Origin of the sequence: Bradyrhizobium sp. HKCCYLS3013 (genome assembly GCF_051167615.1) — a bacterium.
Classification (GTDB): domain Bacteria; phylum Pseudomonadota; class Alphaproteobacteria; order Rhizobiales; family Xanthobacteraceae; genus Bradyrhizobium.
Map to the genome: position 1 here is coordinate 95,687 of NZ_JBNPTK010000012.1, position 22,749 is coordinate 118,435.

Sequence of the window (22,749 nt, forward strand, 5' to 3'; positions counted from 1 at the left end):
TTCACGCATATTTCACGTTGACAGGTGTTTGCCGCAGGATTTCACTCCATGGTTGAGAAACGTCTTCCGCTACCTTTGAGGGTAGCGGGCTACGAAAGACAGGGCAGGACCCTCAAGAGCGATCCATGCGAAGTTCGACAGCCAAGGTGCATCTTCGGTTATTTGGTCCGCCCAAGATCATCAATTCGAACGGTGAAGATTGCACGCCGCGGGGACGGAAGGCATGCGCACTGCTGGCAATGCTGGCGCTATCGCCTGAAAACAAGAGATCGCGCGTCTGGATCCAGGATAAGCTGTGGGGCAGTCGAGGCAAGGAGCAGGGCGCGGCAAGCCTTCGCCAAAGCCTGTCAGAAATTCGAAAGGCATTTGGAAACGATCACGGAGTGCTTTTTGCGGACAGCTATGTGCTGGCGCTCGATCCGACCTTATTTGATACGGATTTCGATCTTGCCACAAAAGCGGACGACTCCGGCGAACTCCTGGAAGGCATCGATATTGGCGAAGATGGTTTCGAGGACTGGCTTCGATCGCAACGTCAGAACTTCAGCGATCGCCGCACTACGCGCCAAGCAAGGACCGATCGCCCTGCGGACATTGCCCTCGAAGAACCGGTGCGCGGACGTTCGATTCCACGGAATCGGATCGTGCTGGTTCGCAACTCCAAGTCTGGAGAGTCCGACGCATCGTTGCTCGCGGACAGCCTGATCGACTCGGTAGCAAAAACCATACAGGAACTCGGCGTCGCCGAGGTCATCGATTGTAGGGATACGATGGACCCGGCTTGCGACGACAAGGACGCAGCGCCGCGCAAGACGCTTTCGCTACATTCGGACGTGTTCGGAGGCCACACGAGGCAAATCGTCCGCCTCGCATTGTCGCAGCGACCGGAACATACCCTGAAGTGGTCGTCCACGCTGCAGCTACCCGGCATTCAGGCGCTGGACTTGAACGATGCGGATGTCATGCGGTGCGTCAATCTCGTCGTCAACGTCGCCATCGATCAGTTCATCACGGTCCGTTCGGGAGGGCCGGATGCCGAGGTAGCCTCCGATCTCTGCTATTCGGGGATTCTGCATCTTTTCAGGCTCGGCAAGATCAACTTTGCGACGGCCGATAAGCTCTTCGCGGCCGCATTCAATATTGAATCACGCGGCATCTATCTGGCTTGGCGCGCCTATCTGCGAACCTTTCTACTTGCGGAACGACAATTCAGTTGCCGTCAGACACTGCAAGCCGAGGCCCTCGACTTCATGTACCGCGCCCTCGAACTCGAACCTCACAATTCTTATGTTGCGGGCCTGAGCGCGCACGTTCAGACCATGATGCGGCGGTCCTACGTCGCCGCATACGAACTGGCCGAACGCAGCATCCAATTGAACCACGCCAATCCGATCGGCTGGGCGTGTCTGGGAATCGCCAAGAGCTATCTCGGCAAGCCCGACGAGGGCTTCCAACATACGCTGCTTGCGCGCACCATCGCCGGAACTGCACCATTCAGATACCAGATGGATGCGTTGAGCTGTATCGCGGGGACGATGGCGGGCGAACTCGATAAGGCCGTCCATCTGGCGGAGGCCAGTCATGCGCTGGCGCCGACCTTCGCACCACCCTTGCGTTACCTTTCAGCGCTCTATGCGCACGAAGGCAAGCACGATCTCTCTTCCGAGATGGTGAGGAGATTGCAGGCCAGCGAACCGGACTTTTCATACGACAAGCTGCGCGACAAGGCCTATCCTGCGGCCGGCCTGCATCGGTCATCGATCATCGATTCGTTGCCGGCGAGACAACTTTGATGACGTTGAAGTCCACCGGTATGCTGACCACAGCATCTCATTGATCCTCATTGCACAACGTTGATGAAGATGAGCCGCCGTGGACGGCTCCATCAAGAGAGCCGAATGGCCTATGGACTCATAAATCATGTGAGTAAGGCTGTGAGTACCGACTTCGGGTGCTTCCAGGAAGCCTTGGTTACAGCATTCTTCGCGGTGCTTCGATTCCGGCCAGGGCACCATTTGGACCGTTCGCCCGCATCCGCCGTCGGCCGTTTGCCCCTCAACATCAAAGACAAGCCGCATTTGCCCTTCGCTGGCGTCCGCCCCCTCTGCCGGTATTCTTGATGGAAGTTCGCGGAGGTCATGGTATCGCGAGTCGTGGGTGGAATCGAACCGGCCGAGTCCGCCCCGTATTTCCGGCACCTGAAGCCGGCAGACAAGGATTACAAACGCTGAGATGAAGGGGGTTTTTCATGCTCGCCACCGCGACTTTGGCGCTTCGCCTATCGTCGCCGGATTGGCGACAATACGCTCAATGCTGCGCTCTGCAGACTCGGCTGCGATAACACTGAGCGCACCACTCACGGTCTTCGTTCGCCCCCTCGGTCCCATCGAATGAAGGTGGCAGATGGAACGTGGGTGGCTGCGCGAACTGAACCACGCCAACCCGATCGCCTGGGCCTGTCTGGGAATCGCAAAGAGCTATCTCGGCAAACCAGAGGACGGCTTTCAGCACACATTGCTTGCCCGTACGATCGCTGGTGCGGCGCCTTTCCGTTTTCAGCTCGATGCCCTGAGCTGCATTGCGGGGACCATGGCGGGAGAACTGGACAAGGCCGTCCATCTTGCAGAAGCCAGCCATGCTCTTGCTCCGACCTTTGCTCCACCCTTGCGATATTTGTCAGCTCTCTATGCCCATAATGAGCACCGTGAGCTTTCTTTCGAGATGGTTCGCAAGCTGCAGACAACGGAGCCAGACTTCTCATATGACAAGCTGAGGGATAAAGCCTATCCCGCGGCTGGCCTCCATCGAACATCAATCATCAACTCGCTGCCAGCCCGACAGTTCTAGCGGCGTCCTCCTTCATCCGAGAGGTCATGGAGCGGCAATCCACGAGCGCCTGCCGGTCTAGAGGAGCCTCGCGTTGAGACAATCAGCTCCGCTGGCTTGCTCGATCCGCATCCCCTCCCTCGAACCCGAACATGCATCGTCGCTGAAGGCTATTCATTTCGCTGCCGCATTTCACGGCCTTTGGATCTCGCCAGCTTGCTGGAATGCTCGCGAAACAGGGCCTTGCAACCTTCCGGCGACCGCTCTTAGACTACCTCCAGTCTGCTGACGGCAATGGGGTTGTCGCGGGTGAGGACCCATGACCAAGAATAGTTCTGTCAACCTCGCCCTATTCGCGACGCAGCAAAAGCTTCTTTTTGCGGACTTCTTCAAGCTTTACCAGACTGTCGCACAGCCGTGCCGGATCTTCGTGATCGCGGCGGACGTCAACGCGGTCGCGCGGGTCGAGAAGCTCGCAAAGCGCATCAACAAGAGCGGATTCGTCGAGGGCAAGAGCTTTGTCGAGATGGCGTTGCTGCGGGTGCCGATCTCGTTTCGAGATGTCGCAGGCCGAATCGAGAGGTGGGTGGCGCCGACCCGCAGACACGGCCCCGCCCTGCTCGTCGTCGACATGAGCTGGGGCCTCGAGACCAACTCGGCGACGGCCAATTTCGAGGGTTGGCCCGCACTTGCTGAAACGCTCACCCAGCAGTCCGAGGTCTCGATCGCCTCTCTCTATAACCGCCGGGTGCTGATCGACGAGCAGTTGCTCGTCGCGCTGCGCGGCCATCCGCAGATCCTCACCAGCGCCGGACTGGTGGACAATCCGCATTGGCTGCCGTCGCGGCTGCAGACGCGCGGCGCGTTGCGTGAGCAGGTCGATTTCTGGCTCGGCGCGATCGCGCCGGAGTTGCGGATCGGGACATCGGCGGCCGCGCTGCACGCAGCCGAAGGCGCCGACCCCATGTGGCTGTTGCGGCGATCGGCGGAAGAGCCCAGTACAGTTCATCTCGACAGCCGCGACCGCTGGAAGATCCGCTGCTTCGGACGGTTGCGGATCTATCGCAACGACGGCAGCCAGGTGAACTGGGACCCGCCCGGCGGAGCGACCCGCAAGACCAAGACCCTGTTCGCCTATCTGCTGCAGAAGGGCGGCCATGGCGCAGCCACCGACGAGCTTGCGGATCTGCTCTGGCCCAACGCCGAGGACATTGAGGCCGCGCGTAACCGCCTCTATCACACCGTGCGCTATCTGCGGCTGGCGCTCGGCCAGCCCAACGGACGCGACGAGACGCGCAACTATGTCCGACGCGAGGGATCGCGCTACGTGCTGGTGCCCCCGGAGCGCAGCTGGCTCGACATCTCAACCTTCGAGCAGCTCTGCCGTCAGTCCCAGGGTCACATCAAGGCGGGCGCCAGCGACGAGGCGCTGATCTGTCTGCAGGCGGCGGACCGTCTGTACACCGGAGACCTGTTCGAGGACATTCCGGTCGAGTACGCCGACGATGGCGAGCGCGACTGGTGCTGGAGCAAGCGCTATTGGCTGCGCGACATGTTCTTCAAGGTGCAACGCGACGCGGCTCGGATCTATCTCGAACGCAACGACCACTCGGCCGCGCTCGCGCATTGCCAGAAGGCGCTGGCGATCGATCCCTTGTGCGAGATGGCGCATGCCGAGGCAATGCAGGTGTTCAAGGCGCAAGGACGACGCGAGGCGATCGACCGCCAGTTCAAGCTGTACCTCGACTCGCTCAAGCATTTCGACAACCGGCCGAAGAGCGCCTCGCTTCAGGAGCTGCACCGCAAGCTCACGGCGTAAGGCCGCTCGTTCGCGACCGGCTCGGCAACGCGACCTTTGCCGGCCAGGCCATGCGCCATGGGGCTGCCGCCGCCCGCATAATTGACGATTTGTCTCAAATTGTCATAGAGTTAAGGGCTAAAGAAAACCCAAAGGCCGCCGCTTAGAGTGAGCCCATGACAACGTCGCCACCAAGGGCGGCGAATGGGAGGACGACATGCCAGGTTCGGCAGCTCAGCTGGCGCGGTGTCCCTACAGCGACGCCGCCAAAGACTTCGATCCCTTCGAGATGCGCGATCCGTTCCCGTTCTATGAATGGGCCCGCGCCGAGGCGCCTGTCTTCTTCTCCGACGAGCTGAAATATTTCGTGGTGGCGCGCCACGCCGACATCAAGGCTGTGTTCGACGACTGGCGCACATTCTCCTCGGAGAACGCCCAGGCCCCGCTTCGCCCGATGTGCGAGGAAGGCAAGCGCATCATGCGCGAGGGCGGCTTCACCGCCTATTCCGGCCTGTCGGCGCGGGTACCGCCCGATCACACCCGCATCCGCAAGCTGGTCCAGGGCTGCTTCGGGCCGCGCCGGTTCAGGGCGATCGAGCCGGAGATCAAGGCGATCGTCAATCAGGCGATCGATGCCTTCGCCGATCGCGGACATGCCGACTTCTTCCGCGAGTTCGCCTATGATGTGCCGGCGCTGGTGCTGTTCAAGCTGGTCGGCATTCCCAATATGGACGTGCCGCGCGTGAAGTCCTGGGCGGTGAGCCGCGCGCTGCTGACGTGGGGCGACCTCAGCGACGACGAGCAGATCGTGCATGCGCGCAACATGGTCGAATACTGGACCTACTGCCGCGCGCTGGTGCGTCAGCGCCACGACGATCCGACCGACGATCTGCCGGGCGATCTGGTCCGACTGCAGAAGGACGGCGCCGAGATCAGCGACGAGGAGATCGCCGGCGTTCTCTACAGCGTACTGTTCGCCGGCCACGAGACCACGACGACCCTGATGGCCAACGGCATGCGCGAGCTGCTGCAGCGGCGCGACAACTGGGAAGCCATCATCGCCGAGCCGCAGCTCATTCCGAAGGCGGTCGAGGAATGCTTGCGCTTCAGCCCGTCCATCGTGGCCTGGCGCCGGCGCGCCCTGAATGACACCCAGATCGGCGGCGTGCCGGTGCCGAAGGATTCCAATATCCTCCTGCTCATCGGCTCCGCCAATCGCGACGAGGCGGTGTTCTCCGCGCCGACCCGTTTCGACGTCCGGCGCACCGACGCGAGAAGCCATCTGGCCTTCGGCTACGGTATTCACACCTGCGTCGGCCAGCAGCTGGCCCGCATCGAGTTCGCGATCGCGCTCGGCGAGCTCACCCGCAGGCTTCCTGGTCTCCGGCTCGCTGCCGACCAGACCATCGACTTCGTTCACAACATCTCGTTCCGCGTGCCGACGGCGCTTCGGATCGAATGGGACGTGACCTGACGCGACGATCGTCATTGGGCCGCGTTTCACAAGCAACAACAAGTCCGGGGCCGATCGGGGCCATAAGGTGGGGAACAGACGCATGGGCGCCAACGCAGCCGCATCCTTCATCGTGCCGTTCGAAGCCGCACGCGAGGACGACTTCCCGCGCATCGGCGGCAAATGCGCGAGCCTGGCGCGCATGATCGCACAGGGCGTGCGCGTTCCCGCGGGATTTGCGGTCGCGACCGACGCCTACGCCCTTCATCTTCGAAGCAACGGACTCGAGGCGACGATCAGCGAGCGCCTGTCGCGGATCGTGCTCGACGATGTCGATGACGAAGAGAAGTTGTCGCACGAGATCCGCGACGCAATCATGGCGCAGCCGATGCCGGGCGCGGTCGAGCAGGCGATCCGCGAGGCGTATCGCCGGATGTCGCCCGACGGTCAGTTTCCGGTGGCGGTTCGCTCGTCGGCGACCGCCGAGGACCTGCCCGACGCCAGCTTCGCCGGCCAGCAGGATACCTATCTCTGGGTGGTCGGCGAGGACGCCGTGGTCGAGAAGGTCAAGGCGTGCTGGGCCAGTCTCTTCAACGCGCGCGCGATCTCCTACCGTGCCGAGAACGGGCTCGGCCAGATCGACGTGCTGATGTCGGTCGGCGTCCAGAAGATGGTCAACGCCGCCGCCGCGGGCGTGGCGATGACGCTGGATCCGATCAACGGCGACCGTACCAAGATCGTGATCGATTCCGCCTTCGGGCTCGGCGAGCCCGTGGTCTCCGGCGAAATCACGCCCGACAATTTCGTCGTCGAGAAGGTGCTTCTGCAGGTCATCAAGCAGCGCATCGCCGAAAAGGATTTCGAGCTCGTCGCCGATCGCGCCGAGCGCCGGACCGTCGAGCGCGTGATCGCGCCGGAACGTCGCACCCTGCCTTCCCTGTCCAATACCCAGGTGCTCGCCGTCGCCAGGCTCGCCAAGTCGCTCGAGCGCAGCATGGGCTGTCCGCAGGACGTCGAATGGGCGATCGATGCCGATCTCCCTGAGGACGAGAACCTCGTCGCGCTGCAGAGCCGGCCGGAGACCGTCTGGAGCCAGAGGAAGAAGCAGTCGACCGCGATCTACGAGACCGGGATTGCGGGTGTACTTGGAACGCTGCTGGCCCCGGTCCAGGCCAAGCGGTGAGCATCACGACAACAAACAACAGATAACCGAGGGGAAACGACAATGACGGCGCATGCGAAATTCCCAAGTCCCTATGACCTGAAGACGCCGGTCGGCGCCGAGGGCTGGGAGAAGCTCTACCCCTATTATCTCCAGTTCCAGAACAGCCTGCGCGACAAGGAGGACGGCAAGTTCTGGTTCTGCGACTCGCAGCACTGGCCGAGCCCGTTCAAGCCGTTCGACGCCGTCACGGTCGAATTCGCGGTCAAGTGCCTCGGCCAGTACAACACGCGGCACTATCTGATCCCGCCGGCGAACGGCGTCGAATACCGCATCCACAATGGCTATTGCTACATGAGCCCGGTGGCGGTGGCGCCCGAGCTGATCGCAGGCCGCGTGCCGCATTTCATGGAGCGCGCCGGCTACTACTTCCAGAACTGGGATCGCCTGCTGGCGAACTGGGACAAGAAGGTCCGAGCCAACATCGCCGATCTCGAGGCGCTCAACTTCGAGCCGCTGCCCGAAGCCGTGCCGCTGGAGTGGATCACGGCGGGAGTCGGCCTCGACAACACCTACGCGCTGATGGAGACCTATGACCGGGCGATCCAGCTTCTCTACAAGACCTGGCAGTATCATTTCGAGTTCCTGAATCTCGGCTACGCGGCCTATCTCGACTTCTTCAGCTTCATGAAGGGGCAATTCCCCACCATTCCCGACCAGGCGATCGCCAAGATGGTGCAAGGCGTGGAAGTCGACCTGTTTCGTCCGGACGACGAGTTGAAGAAGCTCGCCAAGCTCGCCGTGACGCTCGGTGTCGCCGATGCCCTGAAGAGCGGATCGGTCGACGAGGCGCTGGCCGCGGTCGGCCGTGCGCCGAACGGCGGCGAATGGCTGAAGGCCTGGAGCGAGGCGCAGGATCCCTGGTTCAACTTCACCTCCGGCAACGGCTTCTACTCAACCGACAAGTACTGGATCGAGCATCTCGACATCCCGCTCGGCTATGTCAGGGATTACGTCGTCCGCGTGCAGCAGGGCGAGGAGATCGACCGGCCGACGGAGGCCATCGCTAAGGAGCGCGACCGCATCACGTCCGAATATGCCGAGATGCTGGACGCCGATGCACGCGCCGCCTTCGAGGGCAAGCTGGGCCTGGCCCGGACCGTGTTTCCCTATGTCGAGAACCACAATTTCTACATCGAGCATTGGTCGATGAGCGTATTCTGGCGCAAGATGCGCGAGCTCGGCGCCATCTTCCGCGATGCCGGCTTCTGGAAGGACGCCGACGACCTATTCTATCTGAATCGTCAGGAGGTCCGCGACGCGCTGTTCGACTACGGCAATGGCTGGGCCGTCGGCGCACCGGCGATCGGTCCGACCTATTGGCCGCCGGAGATCGAGCGGCGGAAGAAGATCCTGGCTGCGCTCGCGACGACACCGCCGCAGCCCGCGCTCAACAATCCGCCCGACGTCATCACCGAGCCGTTCACGATCATGCTGTGGGGCATCACCACGGAGAGCATCGGCCGATGGCTCGATGGCGCTGCCAACACCACCAAGCTGTCCGGCATGGCCGCCTCCCCCGGCCTCGTCGAGGGCCGCGCCCGCGTGGTGCGCTCCGCTGACGAGCTCGGCCAGATCCAGCAGGGCGAGATCCTGGTCGCGCCGGTCACCGCGCCGAGCTGGGCGCCGATCTTCGGCAAGATCAACGCGATCGTCACCGACATCGGCGGCATGATGTCCCACGCCGCGATCGTGTGCCGCGAATACGGCCTGCCCGCCGTCACCGGCACGGGACGCGCCAGCTCCTCGATCAAGAACGGACAGATGCTGCGCGTCAACGGCTCGACCGGCGAAGTGACCATCCTGTCCTGACCCAATCGAGAGAGGCCGGCAGCGCCGGCCTCTCTCCGCATATGGAACATTGCAATGCTCGATAGGTCCGATGTCGGCAACCGCTATGACGAGGTCTGGCGCATCAGCGAGCCGTACATGCGCGCGCGCAAGAACGACGTCCACATTCCCCTGTCCTATGCCTACGCGCGCAAGCTGCTCGTGCACTATCCGGACGCGGACGAGGACATCGTTTCGCTCGCAATCATCCTGCACGACATCGGCTGGTACGCGATCGACATGAAGGACATCATCGAGAAGGGCTTCGGCCCCAACATGATGCAGTCCGATGTGCGCTTTCTCCACGAAAGCGAAGGCGTCCGCATGTCGCGCGAAGTCCTCGAACAGGCCGATTGGCCGGAGGACATCATCGTCGCGGTCGGCGAGATCATCGACGGCCACGACACCCGCCCCTACCCGCGCTCGCTGAACGACCGGATCGTGCGCGACGCCGACAAGCTGTGGCGCTACACGACCACCGGCGTCGCGGTGGCCTGCGACTGGTTCAAGATGACGCCACGTCAATATGCGTCGCGCCTGACGACCCAGCTCGGCGTGCTCGAGACCGAAGCCGGACGGCTGATGGCCGAGGCGGCGTTGGGCGAGACCCGGGCCGCGCTGATGCTCGACCTGATCTGAGCGAGGGACGCGGACATGGACATGTTCATCGGCGGCCGCTGGGTTGCAGCCCAAGGCGGCGCGACCTTCGACGTCGTCGATCCGGCAACGGGCGAGACGATCGACAGCGTTCCGGAGGCCGGGCCCGCGGATGTCGATGCCGCGATCCACGCAGCCGAGATCGCATTCCAATCGTGGAAAACGACGCCCGTGGCAGAGCGCGCCCGCCTGCAGAAGAACGCGGCGCGGCTGATGCGCGAGAGTGCCGGTGAGGTCGGCCGCCTGCTGACCAGGGAGCTTGGCCGTCCGCTGGCGGGAGCCATCAGCGAAATTCAGCGCTCGGCCGAACTGCTCGACGTCTACGCCGAGGAAGGCCTGCGCCTGCACGCCGAGATGCCGCTGACGGGTGTGGCCGGCGAAAAGATCGTCATCACCCGCGAGCCGGTCGGCGTCGTCGTCGCGATCACGCCCTTCAACTATCCGGTGACGCTGCTCTGCTTCAAGCTCGGCGCCGCACTGATGGCCGGCTGCACCGTCGTCGCCAAGCCTGCCGAGGACACGCCGCTGTCGACACTGCGGCTCGCCGAGATCTTCCATGCCGCCGGCTTTGCCGAGGGCTGCTTCAATGTCGTCACCGGCCGCGGCCCCGACCTCGGCATGCAGATGATCGCGCATCCGACACCGCGCAAGATTGCGTTCACCGGCGGCACCCGAGCTGGCAAGGCGATTGCCGCTGCAGCCGCAGGAACGATGAAGCGGATCACGCTCGAGCTCGGCGGCCAGTGCCCGGCCATCGTCTGCGCCGACGCCGATATCGGCGCAGCGGCCGCTGCGATCGCCCGTCACGCGTTCGCCAATTCCGGCCAGTTCTGCTACCGCGTCAATCGCGTCTATGTCGAGCGCCCCATCTACGCGGCCTTTCTCGCTGCGCTCGCCGACAAGGTCGCGCAGCTCGACGTCGGCAACGGGCTGACCTCGAATTGCGCACTCGGACCTGTTGTCAACGAGAAGATCTACCGCAACAGCGAGCGGCAGATCGCCGATGCCCGTGCCAATGGCGCAACCGTGCTGACCGGCGGTGCCCGGTTGACGGGCGGACTCTACGACAAGGGCTGGTTCCTGCCGCCGACCGTGATCGCCGATGCGTCCCCCTCCGCGCTCGTCATGACCGAGGAAACGTTCGGTCCTGTGCTTGGTGTCGCCCCGTTCGACGAACGCAGCGAGGCGCTGCGGCTCGCAAATGCGACAGTCTATGGACTGGCCGCCTTCGTGTTCTCGCGCAACCTGGCAACAGGACTGACCCTGGCCGAGCGCCTCGAAGCCGGCTCCGTGTGGGTCAACGACATCCAGCGCTCGAATCAGCGCGCGCCGTTCGGCGGCATGAAGCAGAGCGGGATCGGCCGCGAGAAGGGCCGCTACGGCATCGAGGACTATCTCGAATACAAGACCATCTATCTCACCTACGACGCGGAGCTGCGGTGATGCATTTTCTGCGCGACCAGGACTTGCCGGTCTGGCTTGCGGCGCGGCCGTGGCTGGACGTGCGCTCCAACGACGAGCATACGCTGATCTCCTATCGTCTCGGTCAGGCGCTGTTGCGGATCCATCCCGAAGCGGACGCCTCCGTGGTGCTGCCGGCGATCCTCATGCACGACGTCGGCTGGAAGAAATTCCCGCCCGAGCAGCTCGCCGCCGCCGTCGGTCCCAATCCCAGATATCCCGAGCTGCAGCGCGCCCACGAGATCGAGGGCGTGAAGATCGCGGCCGAATCGTTCGCACGGCTGGCGATTCCAGGGCTGCAGGTGGAGACCATCCTGGCGATCATCGACGGCCACGACACCCGCAAGAAGGCGATCTCGCACGAGGATGCGCTGATGAAGGACGCCGACAAGCTGTGGCGCTTCACCGGCCATGGGGTCGCGACGATCGGCGGCTGGTTCGATACGCCGCCGAAGGAGACGCTCGCGATGCTGGAAAGCTTCGTGCTGCCGTCGATGCTGACCGAGGCCGGCACCACCATGGCCCAGGCACTGATCGCCGAGGGCACAGCGTCTGCCTTCATGACGGATCTGCTGCACATCGAGGCTTCAGCATGAGTGCGTTCCAGCTGCATGGGAAACGTGTGGTCGTCACCGGCGCCGCCGGTGGGCTGGGCCGCGGCTTCGCGCTCGCCTTCGCTGCGGCCGGCGCCGAGGTCGTGGCCGCCGACATCCGTCTCGGCGGCGCCGAGGACACCGCGCGGCTGATCCGCGACCGCGGCCACAAGGCGCACGCCGCCGAGGTCGACGTTGCCAACGAGACGTCCACCGCGGCGCTGGCGCAATTCGCGCTTGCGCGCATGGGCGGCCTCGACGTGCTGGTCAACAATGCCGCGATCTATGCCGGGCTCGCGCGTCGCGGCTTCGAGGCGATCCCCGAAGCCGAGTGGGACCAGGTCATGCGCGTCAACATCAAGGGCGTGTGGATGATGAGCAAGGCGGCCGCGCCGCTCATGCGGCGCGCCGGCGGCGGCGCGATCGTCAACGTGTCGTCGGCGACCGTCATGAGCGGATCACCGATGTGGCTTCACTACGTCTCATCGAAAGGCGCCGTCATCGCGATGACCCGTGCGCTGGCGCGCGAGCTCGGCGACGACAAGATCACTGTCAACGTCATCGCGCCGGGCTTCACGCTCACCGAGGCCAGCCTCGGCCTGATCGAGAACGCCGCCGAATATGGCGTGTCCCGCGGCGCCCTGAAGCGCGCGGCCGATGTCGACGACATGGTCGGCGGTGCACTGTTCTTCGCGTCACACGCCGCGGCCTTCATCACCGGCCAGACCCTGATCGTCGACGGCGGCCGGCAGTTCATCTAGGGACCCGAAGATTCATGCCCAGGATCACCTTCATCGAGCCCGACGGCACCGTACGGACAGTCGATGCAGAGCTCACCGAAAGCGCCATGCAGGCGGCGAAACGCAACGGCGTCGACGGCATCATCGGCGAATGCGGCGGCTCCTGCATCTGTGCCACCTGCCATTGTCACGTCGACAAGGCCTGGATCGACCGTGTCGGCCCCGCCGGTGACATCGAGGCCGACCTGCTCGAATTCGAGGCCGCCGACGTGCGCCCGGAAAGCCGCCTGGCGTGCCAGATTTCGATCACCGATAAGCTCGACGGTCTGGTGCTTCAGGTCGTCGGCCCCGGCCGTTGAACGGCCGGAGAGTTGCACCGGTCTTTGATCCCGCCGCACGCATCATCGGCAGCGGGACGATGACGGGCATCGAGCTGCTCGCTTGAACAGATCGGCCCGCTTGGTCGATACGGCCGCGCCGATCCTCGCCGCCGCCTTCCCTTCGCATTGCATCATCTCGTCACCTGCGTAGCAGCAGGAATGCGGTCGCCTGCGCTCCCGATCGCGCCCGAATACGCTCGATGTTCGTGCGCATCCGCGGCCTAAAGAAAAACCAAAGAATGCGTCCTACACTGGATCGTACAACATCGCGCGACGATCTATCAGGTCCAACCGCCTGACTCGTACGCCATCGCCACGCGCCGCACAACGTTCGCCCATCAAGGGCGGCAGCGGACCGCAACGAAGAGCAACGAACGCGATCACATAGCTCGGGAGGAGCAACGCATGCCGAAGCTGCAGCGGCGGGACTATTACGACACGGCCCGCGACATGAACTGGGCTTTCTCCTACGTCAGCGAGGACGAGGTCTTTCCAGAGGAGCTATCCAAGAGCTTCGGCATCCACGGCGAGGAATGGTGGGTCTGGGACGAGCCGTACAAGCTGACCTATCGCGAATACGTCCACAACCAGGCCGGCAAGGACGACGGCATCTACTCGATCCGCTCGACGATCGCGCGCTCCAATCTGTACGACAATCTCGACGCCGGCTGGAAGTCGGCGATCAAGGCGCATTACGGCGCGATCCCGGTTCCGGAATATTTCGCCTCGATCGGCGAGGCGCGCATGGCACGGTTCGGCCGCGCCGCAGCCTGGCGCAACATGGCCGCGTTCGGGACGCTCGACGAATGCCGCCACGGCCAGGCGCAGATCTACTTCCCCTATTGCCTGCTCGGAAAGGACCCGCAATTCGACTGGGCTCACAAGGCGATGCACACCAACGAATGGGGCGTGATCGCGGCGCGCAGCCTGTTCGATGACATGTTCACCGCCAATGATGCGGTGTCGACGGCCATCCAGCTCACATTTACGTTCGAGACCGGCTTCACCAATCTGCAGTTCCTCGGCATGGCCTCCGACGCGCTGCATGTCGGCGACATCGAGTTCGGTGCGCTGATCTCCTCGATCCAGACCGACGAGGCGCGGCATTCGCAGCAGGGTGAGCCGACGCTGAAGATCATGATCCAGAACGGCAAGAAGGCCGAGGCGCAGAAAATGGTCGACCAGATGTTCTGGCGGTCGTGGAAGCTGTTCGCGCTGCTGACCGGCATCTCCATGGATTACTACACGCCGCTGGAAAGCCGGACGATGTCGTTCAAGGAGTTCATGCAGGACTGGATCTGCCGGCAGTTCATGGACCAGTTCAAGGACCTCGGCATGAACGTGCCATGGTACTGGGAGGAGCACTTCCTGCCGGAGCTGGACTGGGTCCATCACGCCTATCACATGGGCGTCTGGTTCTGGCGGCCGACGGTGTGGTGGAATCCCGACGCCGGCGTGTCCGCCGCCGAGCGCGACTGGCTCGAGCAGAAGTATCCCGGCTGGAACGATCGATTCGGCAAGCTGTGGGACGTGATCGGCGACAATGTCCGCACCGGCCGGATCGAGAAGACCTATCCGGCGACGCTGCCGATCGTCTGCAACTGCTGCCACATTCCGATCTGCAGCCCGAGCATCGGCCAGGCGCCGCGGATCACCACGCATAATGGACGCAAGCTGAACTTCTGCTGCGAAGTCTGCGAATGGGTGTGGAAGAGCCAGCCCGAACGTTACGACACCCATCTCTCGGTCGTTGACCGCTTCCTGGCCGGCCATATCCAGCCACCGACGCTGGAAGGCGCCCTGCAATATATGGGCATCACCCCCGATGTCGCCGGCAACGATGCCCAAGCCTATGCCTGGGATGGCGCGTCGCGGCTCGCGGCGGAGTGACCCGGCCGCGACGGACGGCCAGCACGGAAAGGGGCGCCGCTCGCGAGCGACGTCTCCAATCGAAAAGACCACCGACATAACAACAATCCGGGAGGCACACATGGCCCTGTTTCCGCTCCAAGCCAATTTCCGCGGCGACTTCGTCGTCCTGCTGATCCCTGTCGACGACGGCGACGACATGAGCATCGTGGCAGACAAGGTCGCACAGCACGCGGTCGGACTTCGCGTCGCCGAGCAGAAGGCACCAAAATGCGTCTACTACAACGGTCGCGAGCTGCCGTCGGCGATGACGGTGGCGCAATCCGGCATCCAGCCGATGGATTGGATCGAGGTGGCCTATGTCTGACGATGCCGACGTGACATGGACGCAGGTCGCAACGCTGGACGATCTTTGGGAAGGCGATTTCATCGGCGTCGAGGTCGACGGCGAGGAAGTGATCGTGATGCATCTGCCCGGCGGCGACTTGCGCTGCTTCCAGGGCATGTGTCCGCACCAGGAGATCCTGCTGGCGGACGGCAAGGTCGATTTCGAATCCGGCACCATCACATGTTCGGCCCATGAATGGGAATTCAGCATGGATGACGGCCGCGGCCTCAACCCGCGCGACTGCCGCCTCTTTCGCTACGCCGTGAAGAAAGACGGTGAAGCCATTCTGGTTGGCGTGCCGAATGACGGCCGGCTGCGCCGCCTCCGTCACAAGACCGAGCAGGACGCATAGGACAAGCCCATGACCACGACAGCAGCTCCGAAACTGGTCGGCCCCGTCATCAGGGGTGTCGACGAGGACATCATCGACGCCGTGATCGCGGCGAGCGAGCAGGACAATCCGGACGTCGAGATCGTCATCGAGGACCGCGGCGGCTACGTCCGCGTCCAGGCCGACCGCAACTTCCGCCTGACGCAGAAGAGCATGCAGGCGGCGCTGGGGCGGCCGTTCCGGCTCGCCGAGATCGAGCCGAGCCTGGTGTCGTTCGGCGGGCGACTCGAATCGATGGACGACGAGTGGGTCTGGACCATCCACACATAGCAAATCCCGGGAGGACACGTCATGACCGCAATGACCGCGAAGCCGGCTGCGCGCAAGCAGAAGAAAACTTGGAGCCTGTGGACCGAGCGCCGGCTGCCGTCGGAATACGAGGCCGTCACCTACAAGTTCCACAGCCACTTTCGCCGCGCGCCGGCGCCATTCGAGCTGTCCGAGAACTGGTCGATCAACCAGTTCTACCTCAGGAATCGCGAAGGCTCGAAATTCGCGCTGGACGACTGGGAGGGCTATCGCGATCCCCTCACCTACACCTATCGCCGCTACGTCGGCGATCAGAAGGACCGCGAGGTGTATTGCGACAACCTGATCGACGAGTTCGAGCGCCAGGACAGCTATCGTAAGCTGTCTGCACCGTGGCTCGACTTCCTCGGCCAGGCCTATCTGCCGGTGCGCTTCCCGGGACACGCGATGCAGATGAGCGCGGCCTATGTCGCGCAGATGGCGCCGTCGGCGTTCGTGACCAACACTTTCTACTTCCAGATGGGCAATGAGATGCGCCGGGTGCAGCGCCAGGCCTATCTGGCCAAGGCGCTCGCGCTCGACACCGGACGCGAGGAGCTCGCCGACAGCGGAATTGCCCGTACCGTCTGGACGCAGGCGCCGCAATGGCAGGGCCTGCGCGAGCTGATCGAGAAGCAGCTGATCGCCTACGATTGGGGCGAGGCGTTCGTGTCCCGCAATCTGGTGCTGCGGCCGATCTTCGATCACGTCTTCAATCGCGAGATCGCCGATCTGGCGCGCACGAACGACGACGACCTGCTGGCGCTGCTGCACGACGACTTCCGCAACTACGACGAAGCCTATGCGGTCGAGACCACCAAGGCGCTGGTGCGCTACGCCACCGGCAAGGTCCCGGAGCACGCGGTTCTGCTGCGGGAGTGGGTCGCGAAGTGGATGCCGCTCGGCGAACGCGCCGCGCGCGGGCTCAGCGAGGCACTTTCGACCGCGCCCGGGGCCGACGGTGCACGGGCGATCCTGGAGCGGACCATGACGACCCAGGCGAGGCTGATCGCGGATTGCGGCTTGTAGTCTGGCAGGCGCGGTCGGCGTGCTGCGCCGACCGCCTGGACTAGAAGGATGGCGTGGATGACCCGACAACTCCGCATCGAGCCCGACGGCGTCGCGATCGACGCGGCCGACCATGACACCATCCTGCAGGCAGCACGACGCCGGGGCATCGCGCTGGCCTACGAATGCGGCTGGGGCAGTTGCGGCGCCTGCAAGGTGACGCTCGTCGACGGTCAGGTCGATCCGATCTTTCCCGGCGCTCCGGCGATCAATCCGCGCGACGCGCGACGCAACCGTATCCTGGCCTGTCAATCCCGCGCGATCTCGGACGTCACCATCGCGCGCGGTCCCGGAGAATGGTCCGCGCCAGCGCCGCGATGCGTCGAGCAACAGGCGATCCTGCGCGGCGTCGACGATCTCGCGCCGGAGATCCGCCAGTTCAGCTTCGAGACGGCCGAGCCGATCGACTTCCGGCCGGGTCAGTATGCGATCCTGCATCTCGGCGAAGGGCTACGGCGCTGCTACTCGATGTGCAACCTGCCGGGCAGTAAAGCCCTGCAGTTCATTGCCAAGCGCTACGATGGCGGCAAGGGCAGCAACGCGCTCGCCGCTTTGGCCTCGGGCGCACAGATCACCATCGAGGCGCCATTCGGCGCCTGCACGCTGCGTCGACAGCAGGGACGCAAGGTGTTCGTGGCGGGAGGCACCGGCATCGCGCCGATCCTGGCGATGCTGCGCGAGGCCGCGGAGGCGCGCCTCGATTTCGGATCGCCCGTGGATGTCATCTACGGCGCCCGCACACCGGCGGATCTCGCCGCCGATGACATGCTCGAGACGGCGATCGCGCGCATTCCGCAGGGGCGCTACCTGCCCGTGGTCGAACACGCGCCATCCGACTGGCCGCATGCGGCCGGCTTCGTTACCGATGTCATCCAGAGCGCAGTCCTGGATCACGCGGCGGCCGAGTTCTATGTCGCCGGCCCGCCGGTCATGGTGAACGCGGTCAGATCGCTGCTGCGCGCCGTCGATGTTCCGATCACGCGGGTTCATTATGACAGCTTCGGCTAGAGCAGGCTTGCGCAGTGCTGCACCCGTCTGGGCGATGGCACCGGGACTGCGTCGTCTCGCCACACGTTCCGGCAGCGCGCCGCGGCTCGCACCGACATGGCCCTGCCACCAGCTCGACGGCACCTCGCCCGCCGGATACGCCGCACAGCTCGTGTCCTGCACATGCGCGCTGGCCGGGGTCGAAGAGGTGCCGGCGCCGCTGAACGCCGCAGGCCGCGCCTTCGCGCTCGATGACATCCATGCCATGGGCCAGCCGGAGGCCTTCGTGTTCGCGCCGGTGTGGCTCATCGTTCGCCCCGACGGGTCGCTGCACCTGACCTTGCGACCGGAATGGGCGCAGAAGGTCGCGGCCAAAGGCTGGGGCACGGTGCATCCGTTCGCACGCTACATGGCGGGCGCCGTGCCACCGCAGAGCCTCGTGGTCTACGCGCCGCGCGATCGAAGCGAGCTGGCGGTTGCGGCGCGGATCATCGCGGCCGCGCACTGCTACGCCAGCGGCCGCATCGGCGACGTCGCATTGCCCGACAGCCGGTGGTGAGCGATGACGGAGCTCTCGGCCATGACCAATGAAGGCGGCACCAGGCGGTTTCGCATACGGCTGGAACGTCCGGAGGGGACGTTCACATTCGACGCCGCATCCGACGAATATCTGCTGTACAGCATGATCGACGCCGGCATCGAGACCCCCTACATCTGCGAGCAGGGCTGGTGTCTCGCATGCGCCGCGCGCTTGGTGTCGGGCACCGTGGACCGCTCCGATGCATTGACGGTCTACCCTCAGGACGCTGAAGCCGGCTTTCTGCTGCTGTGTTCGACCAAGCCGTGCTCGGATCTGGTCCTGATGCTCGACGAGCGCCAGACCCGACGGGACATGATGCAACACCGGATCGAGCACAATCAGCTGGCGCGAGCCTATCCGCCCGGCGCACGTCTCCGGTTTCGCCGCGGACGCGCTACCGCGCGGGTCGACGCGTGCACCCGTTCAGCAACAGGAACTCGAACAGACGAGCCGGCGACATCCGCTCAGATGGGGCTGATTGGGCCAAAACCCAAATAGCGTCCTTCTGCATATTATGAGGACTGGTGGTCACCAAAGCCGCAAAAAGGTGAAGCTGGTTCTGTCGCTGACTCATTCGTTTGTTGGGATCCGGGCTGGGTCGGCCGCCAGCGCAGCTTTGAACTTGAACGATCCACCGCATCCGACCGGCCGGTTCAGAACAGCTCGAACGATCGTCTCTGTGTCCCGCAACACGGGTTCTCTCAATCGTCCTTGCCAAGGGTGAAGCGCCATCGCTTTCATTTCGGGGCCCCCGAGGAGGGCACACAACATCGCTTCAAGTTGAGTGACGAATCCCTCGTCATTCGTCCAACAGATCCAAGAACTGCTCGACCCTTCGTAAAGCAGGTTCATCGCTGCGCCCGGGGTAGACGACGCGATCGCCCTCGCGCTGCAGCGACCGTGAGCGTGACTTCTTGATCCTCCCTGCGAGCATCGTTGCGGCAATTGCATCCGGACCGACATCGAGACGCATGATCCCCCGTTGCCTGCAACTTACCCTGAGCTTGGCGACAGCAAAGAAATTGCTGGCCTCGGATGGCAGCTTGCCGAATCGACGGTGCGTTTCATCCTCGAGCTCCTCCAGATCGTCATCACTCCGGCACCGAGCGGCTCGAGCGTAGATCTCCAGCCTGACCGCCTCCGATTGCACATAGCTCGAGGGAAGCAGCTCAGGGATGGGAAGATTCAACTCAGGGATCCAGAGCGCGGACATTCCATCGCGGTCTCCCTCCAGGGCAAGCGTCAGAAGATGGCCGTAAAGCGTCGGTCCGAACACCTGCGTGTGGCCGGATTGTCGATCGGAGCGAAGGTCGCCACCACCGCGCAGGTCGAGGTCGCGAGCGCTGATCGCGAAGCCAGCGCCCGGACGACTCAATTCCTCAAGAGCGGAAAGCCGTTTTTCCGAGCGTTCGGAGCCGCCTTCCGTCAGGAAATGCGCAAACGCCCGGATGCCGCCCCGTCCTACTCGCCCCCTGAGCTGATGCAATTGTGCCAGGCCGAATTTTTCCGGCCAGCACACAACGATGGTATTTGCACGTGGGATGTCGAGGCCACTTTCCACGATGTTGGTTGCAAGTAGTACATCGGCACGACCTTCGACGAACCCCATCAACCTCTCGTCGATCTCGTCGGTTGGCAACTTGCCGTGAATGGTCATGATACGTAGTTCCGGCGCCAGCGCGTGGATCCTGGCGAGCATGGGATCGAGATCCTGGATCCGCGGACAAATGACGAAACTCTGACCGTTACGTCTGTGCTCGCGAACCAGGGCAGCGGCGATAGCTATGTCCGAGAGCGGTGCCACCTTGGTGGCAACCGGAACACGATGGACCGGCGGGGTTGCGATCACGCTGAGGTCCCTCAAGCCCGTCAAGCCCGCTGCAAGTGTGCGGGGGATCGGTGTCGCACTCATCCAGAGCCGATGGCCGTTCTTATTGAGGCCCGACAGCATGGCTTTCTCAGCAGCGCCGAAATGCTGCTCCTCGTCAATAATGATCAGACCAAGGTCGGCAAATCTCACCTCCTTGGATGCGAGCGAGAGGGTCCCGACGACGATCCTGAGTTCTCCGCTCTTGAGGCCCTCCCTGACCTTTCGCGCTTCGGCGGTCGAGGCAACCCGCGACAGGTTTCCAACATCGATGCCAAGAGGCGCAAAGCGCTTGCGAAAGGTTTCGACATGCTGTCGCGCCAGCACTGTCGTCGGCACGACGATAGCGACCTGCTTTCCGGCCAGCACGGCGGCTGCCGCTGCTCGCAGCGCCACCTCGGTTTTGCCAAAACCGACGTCTCCACAGACGACCCGGTCCATCGGGTGCCCCGATGCAAGATCATCCAGAACGTCGCGGATGGCCTTCGCCTGATCGGGGGTGGTGAAATAGGGAAACCGCGCGACGAACTTCTCATAGACAGCAGGGCGCGGCACGAGCTTCGGAGCTGGGCGCCGCCGGCGTTGACTCATCTGCTTGGCCAGCTCCTTTGCGACCACGTGAATCTCCGTCTCGGCAGCCGTTCGCCGCGGCCGCCACGAGCTGCCGTCGGCCTTGTCCAGCGAGGTGTCTCCGAGCTCGGCGGCGTAGGGCCAGATCAGGGCCAATTCTGCGAGAGGGACGAGAACGGCGTCGTTTCCGGCGAATACCAACCTGACCATCTCGCGCGCCGAAAGATCGCCCGCGCCCATGGATCGCAAGCCGCCAAGGCGTGCGAGTCCACGTTGCAGATGAACGACCACGGATCCGAGTTCGGGGAGATCTCCCGAATCGAAGCCGGGCGTCCACGCCCAGTTCGTCGGTTGCGGCTGGTGCGCCCTGCTGCCGAGCACGTCGGCAGCAGTGATGACCACGAGCGGCTTCTTTCCAGGAACGACAAAGCCCGCATCGAAGCCTGCCAGCAATGCGGCCTGCTGCCTGCCCCTTGCGGTCGCGTGCGTCCAATCGGGCACGCACTCGGCCTTGATGGCGCTCATCCGGGCCATCACACGCAAATCCGCTTCGACCGCAGCGACGAAGAGCACACGTGCGCTGCCGCGCTGGGCTTCCTCGATAAATGCACGGAGGGCCTTCCGCGGAGAGGCTGCCTTGTAGAACTCTGGCGTCGCACGATACGGAGTGGTTGGCGGCAAGACAGTGATCTTCTTCGCCGCCAGCTCCCATTCGCGCCGGCTGAGATAGGCACGGTCACGCTCACTGCGGGCGGCCGCATCGTCGATCGTGCTCAACCAGGTCTCGGCGTGCCTGGGCACGGTGCTGTCGGCGATCCATTTGGCGCGCGCACAATAGTCCAATAGGCTGGACCTTCTTCGCGCCCGGCCCGTGAACGCCAGCCGCTCGGACATCGGGTCAATCAGGAGCTCCTTCGCTTCGGAAATCACCTCCTGGTCTATCGGATTGATCGCTGCAATACGCCGGATTCTCCCTCCGGAATGCTCGATCCTAAAAGGTCCGAGCGCGCCGGCAGGGAATATCTCGAAGGTGTTGCCGTGAAATAAAACTCCACCGGGATAATCCGGACTGTCGTCCAGGTCGTACCCGAGAGCTTTCAGACGGGCCTCAAGGTCTTCCTCGGAAAAGACGGCCCCGGTCCGAAGTGGAAATCCGATACGAGACCAGCTCGCAGGCAACGGCAGGAGTTCCATTATTGCCTCCACCGTCGTGATCAGCAGGATCGGCTTCTTTGCCCTGGCAAGGCGTCTCAAGACGGAGCTCCGCCGACCCGCGATATCACGTGACGGCTCAAGCTGATCGAACGGAAGCGTGTTCAAACGGGGATAGACGAGCACATCACAAGCCGGCTCGATAACTGGGATGATCGCACCCAACAGCTCGGCTCGGCTCTCATTTTCGGCGAGGAACACAAGTCCGCCTCGGCCCGAAGCACGCCATTGCGCAGTAAGATACAGCGCCAACATGCCCAATGGAGACGAGGAGGAAATGCCGGTCCGAATCGGAGCCTTCGTTGTTGTCGCAACAGATGTCTTCTTCCGCAGGGCGACCTTTGGTGACGCGGAGCGCTTTGCTGATGTGTTCTTGCGCGGCGTTGAGCCACGGGGCGTACGAAGAGCAGTGGTCACTGAATTCTCGTGCTGAATTGACGAATGCGATGCAAGCCTGCGAATCTCTGTCGAGCTTTAGCGGATTCGACGGCTTCAAGGGATCCAAACTTCGGAGTGTCGATCACCGTTCTCCCCTTAAGTGCGACGGTGTCACTGACCAGCACCATCGT

Annotated in this window: 20 protein-coding genes; 19 read left to right on the forward strand and 1 reads right to left on the reverse strand. The window is 63.6% G+C overall.

The features are described from left to right. Window positions 1–125 precede the first annotated feature (125 nt). The 19 genes from ACQR1F_RS21570 (at window position 126) to ACQR1F_RS21660 (ending at window position 19,029) form a co-directional block, all read left to right on the forward strand. Window positions 126–1,793 carry a hypothetical protein gene (locus ACQR1F_RS21570; protein WP_434847143.1) on the forward strand — a complete coding sequence of 556 codons (1,668 nt, stop codon included), beginning with the start codon at window positions 126–128 and terminating at the stop codon, window positions 1,791–1,793. 610 nt (window positions 1,794–2,403) lie between these two features. After that, window positions 2,404–2,847, forward strand: coding sequence for a hypothetical protein (locus ACQR1F_RS21575; RefSeq protein ID WP_434913824.1), 444 nt, complete (start codon window positions 2,404–2,406; stop codon window positions 2,845–2,847). A 298-nt stretch (window positions 2,848–3,145) separates the two neighbouring features. Then, on the forward strand, window positions 3,146–4,645 hold the full coding sequence (locus ACQR1F_RS21580; RefSeq protein WP_315804565.1) for an AfsR/SARP family transcriptional regulator: 1,500 nt from the start codon (window positions 3,146–3,148) through the stop codon (window positions 4,643–4,645). A 196-nt stretch (window positions 4,646–4,841) separates the two neighbouring features. Then, window positions 4,842–6,098, forward strand: a complete 1,257-nt coding sequence (locus ACQR1F_RS21585; RefSeq protein ID WP_434847141.1) for a cytochrome P450 — start codon at window positions 4,842–4,844, stop codon at window positions 6,096–6,098. An 82-nt stretch (window positions 6,099–6,180) separates the two neighbouring features. Continuing rightward, window positions 6,181–7,260: a PEP/pyruvate-binding domain-containing protein gene (locus ACQR1F_RS21590; RefSeq protein WP_316237153.1), complete on the forward strand. Its 1,080-nt coding sequence runs from the start codon at window positions 6,181–6,183 to the stop codon at window positions 7,258–7,260. A gap of 42 nt (window positions 7,261–7,302) precedes the next feature. Next, entirely contained in the window at window positions 7,303–9,111 is a 1,809-nt protein-coding gene (locus ACQR1F_RS21595) for a PEP-utilizing enzyme (RefSeq protein ID WP_434913825.1), read from the forward strand. A gap of 54 nt (window positions 9,112–9,165) precedes the next feature. Further along, window positions 9,166–9,768 carry an HD domain-containing protein gene (locus tag ACQR1F_RS21600; protein ID WP_316181170.1) on the forward strand — a complete coding sequence of 201 codons (603 nt, stop codon included), beginning with the start codon at window positions 9,166–9,168 and terminating at the stop codon, window positions 9,766–9,768. Between the two features lie 15 nt (window positions 9,769–9,783). Further along, window positions 9,784–11,229, forward strand: a complete 1,446-nt coding sequence (locus ACQR1F_RS21605) for an aldehyde dehydrogenase family protein (protein ID WP_434913826.1) — start codon at window positions 9,784–9,786, stop codon at window positions 11,227–11,229. Then, the gene (locus tag ACQR1F_RS21610; RefSeq protein WP_316181168.1) at window positions 11,229–11,843 is read left to right on the forward strand and encodes an HD domain-containing protein; all 615 of its coding nucleotides are present in this window, start codon (window positions 11,229–11,231) and stop codon (window positions 11,841–11,843) included. The genes ACQR1F_RS21605 and ACQR1F_RS21610 overlap by 1 nt, the downstream gene beginning before the upstream one ends. Continuing rightward, window positions 11,840–12,601, forward strand: coding sequence for an SDR family NAD(P)-dependent oxidoreductase (locus tag ACQR1F_RS21615; protein WP_315804572.1), 762 nt, complete (start codon window positions 11,840–11,842; stop codon window positions 12,599–12,601). The genes ACQR1F_RS21610 and ACQR1F_RS21615 overlap by 4 nt, the downstream gene beginning before the upstream one ends. Before the next feature lie 14 nt (window positions 12,602–12,615). Continuing rightward, complete coding sequence (locus ACQR1F_RS21620; RefSeq protein WP_434838024.1) at window positions 12,616–12,939, forward strand: 2Fe-2S iron-sulfur cluster-binding protein; 324 nt, start codon at window positions 12,616–12,618, stop codon at window positions 12,937–12,939. Between the two features lie 426 nt (window positions 12,940–13,365). After that, window positions 13,366–14,850: an aromatic/alkene/methane monooxygenase hydroxylase/oxygenase subunit alpha gene (locus tag ACQR1F_RS21625; RefSeq protein WP_316181166.1), complete on the forward strand. Its 1,485-nt coding sequence runs from the start codon at window positions 13,366–13,368 to the stop codon at window positions 14,848–14,850. 100 nt (window positions 14,851–14,950) lie between these two features. Further along, a complete protein-coding gene (locus ACQR1F_RS21630; protein WP_316237158.1) occupies window positions 14,951–15,196 on the forward strand; it encodes a toluene-4-monooxygenase system B family protein in 246 nt (81 codons plus the stop codon). Further along, window positions 15,189–15,569 (forward strand): Rieske 2Fe-2S domain-containing protein, encoded by a 381-nt coding sequence (locus ACQR1F_RS21635; RefSeq protein WP_316181163.1) that lies wholly within the window; start codon window positions 15,189–15,191, stop codon window positions 15,567–15,569. Before ACQR1F_RS21630 ends, ACQR1F_RS21635 begins: the two co-directional genes overlap by 8 nt. Before the next feature lie 9 nt (window positions 15,570–15,578). Next, window positions 15,579–15,878 (forward strand): MmoB/DmpM family protein, encoded by a 300-nt coding sequence (locus ACQR1F_RS21640; RefSeq protein ID WP_315716254.1) that lies wholly within the window; start codon window positions 15,579–15,581, stop codon window positions 15,876–15,878. Between the two features lie 21 nt (window positions 15,879–15,899). Then, window positions 15,900–16,925 carry an aromatic/alkene monooxygenase hydroxylase subunit beta gene (locus tag ACQR1F_RS21645; RefSeq protein WP_434913827.1) on the forward strand — a complete coding sequence of 342 codons (1,026 nt, stop codon included), beginning with the start codon at window positions 15,900–15,902 and terminating at the stop codon, window positions 16,923–16,925. Between the two features lie 57 nt (window positions 16,926–16,982). Continuing rightward, window positions 16,983–17,972: a 2Fe-2S iron-sulfur cluster-binding protein gene (locus ACQR1F_RS21650; RefSeq protein WP_434913828.1), complete on the forward strand. Its 990-nt coding sequence runs from the start codon at window positions 16,983–16,985 to the stop codon at window positions 17,970–17,972. Window positions 17,973–17,979: 7 nt separating this feature from the next. After that, window positions 17,980–18,510 (forward strand): luciferase family protein, encoded by a 531-nt coding sequence (locus tag ACQR1F_RS21655; protein ID WP_315804579.1) that lies wholly within the window; start codon window positions 17,980–17,982, stop codon window positions 18,508–18,510. Between the two features lie 21 nt (window positions 18,511–18,531). Then, window positions 18,532–19,029 carry a 2Fe-2S iron-sulfur cluster binding domain-containing protein gene (locus tag ACQR1F_RS21660; RefSeq protein ID WP_315804580.1) on the forward strand — a complete coding sequence of 166 codons (498 nt, stop codon included), beginning with the start codon at window positions 18,532–18,534 and terminating at the stop codon, window positions 19,027–19,029. Window positions 19,030–19,330: 301 nt separating this feature from the next. Here ACQR1F_RS21660 and ACQR1F_RS21665 read toward each other — a convergent pair whose 3' ends face one another. Continuing rightward, window positions 19,331–22,435 (reverse strand): DEAD/DEAH box helicase, encoded by a 3,105-nt coding sequence (locus ACQR1F_RS21665; RefSeq protein WP_434913829.1) that lies wholly within the window; start codon window positions 22,433–22,435, stop codon window positions 19,331–19,333. Between the last annotated feature and the right edge of the window lie 314 nt (window positions 22,436–22,749).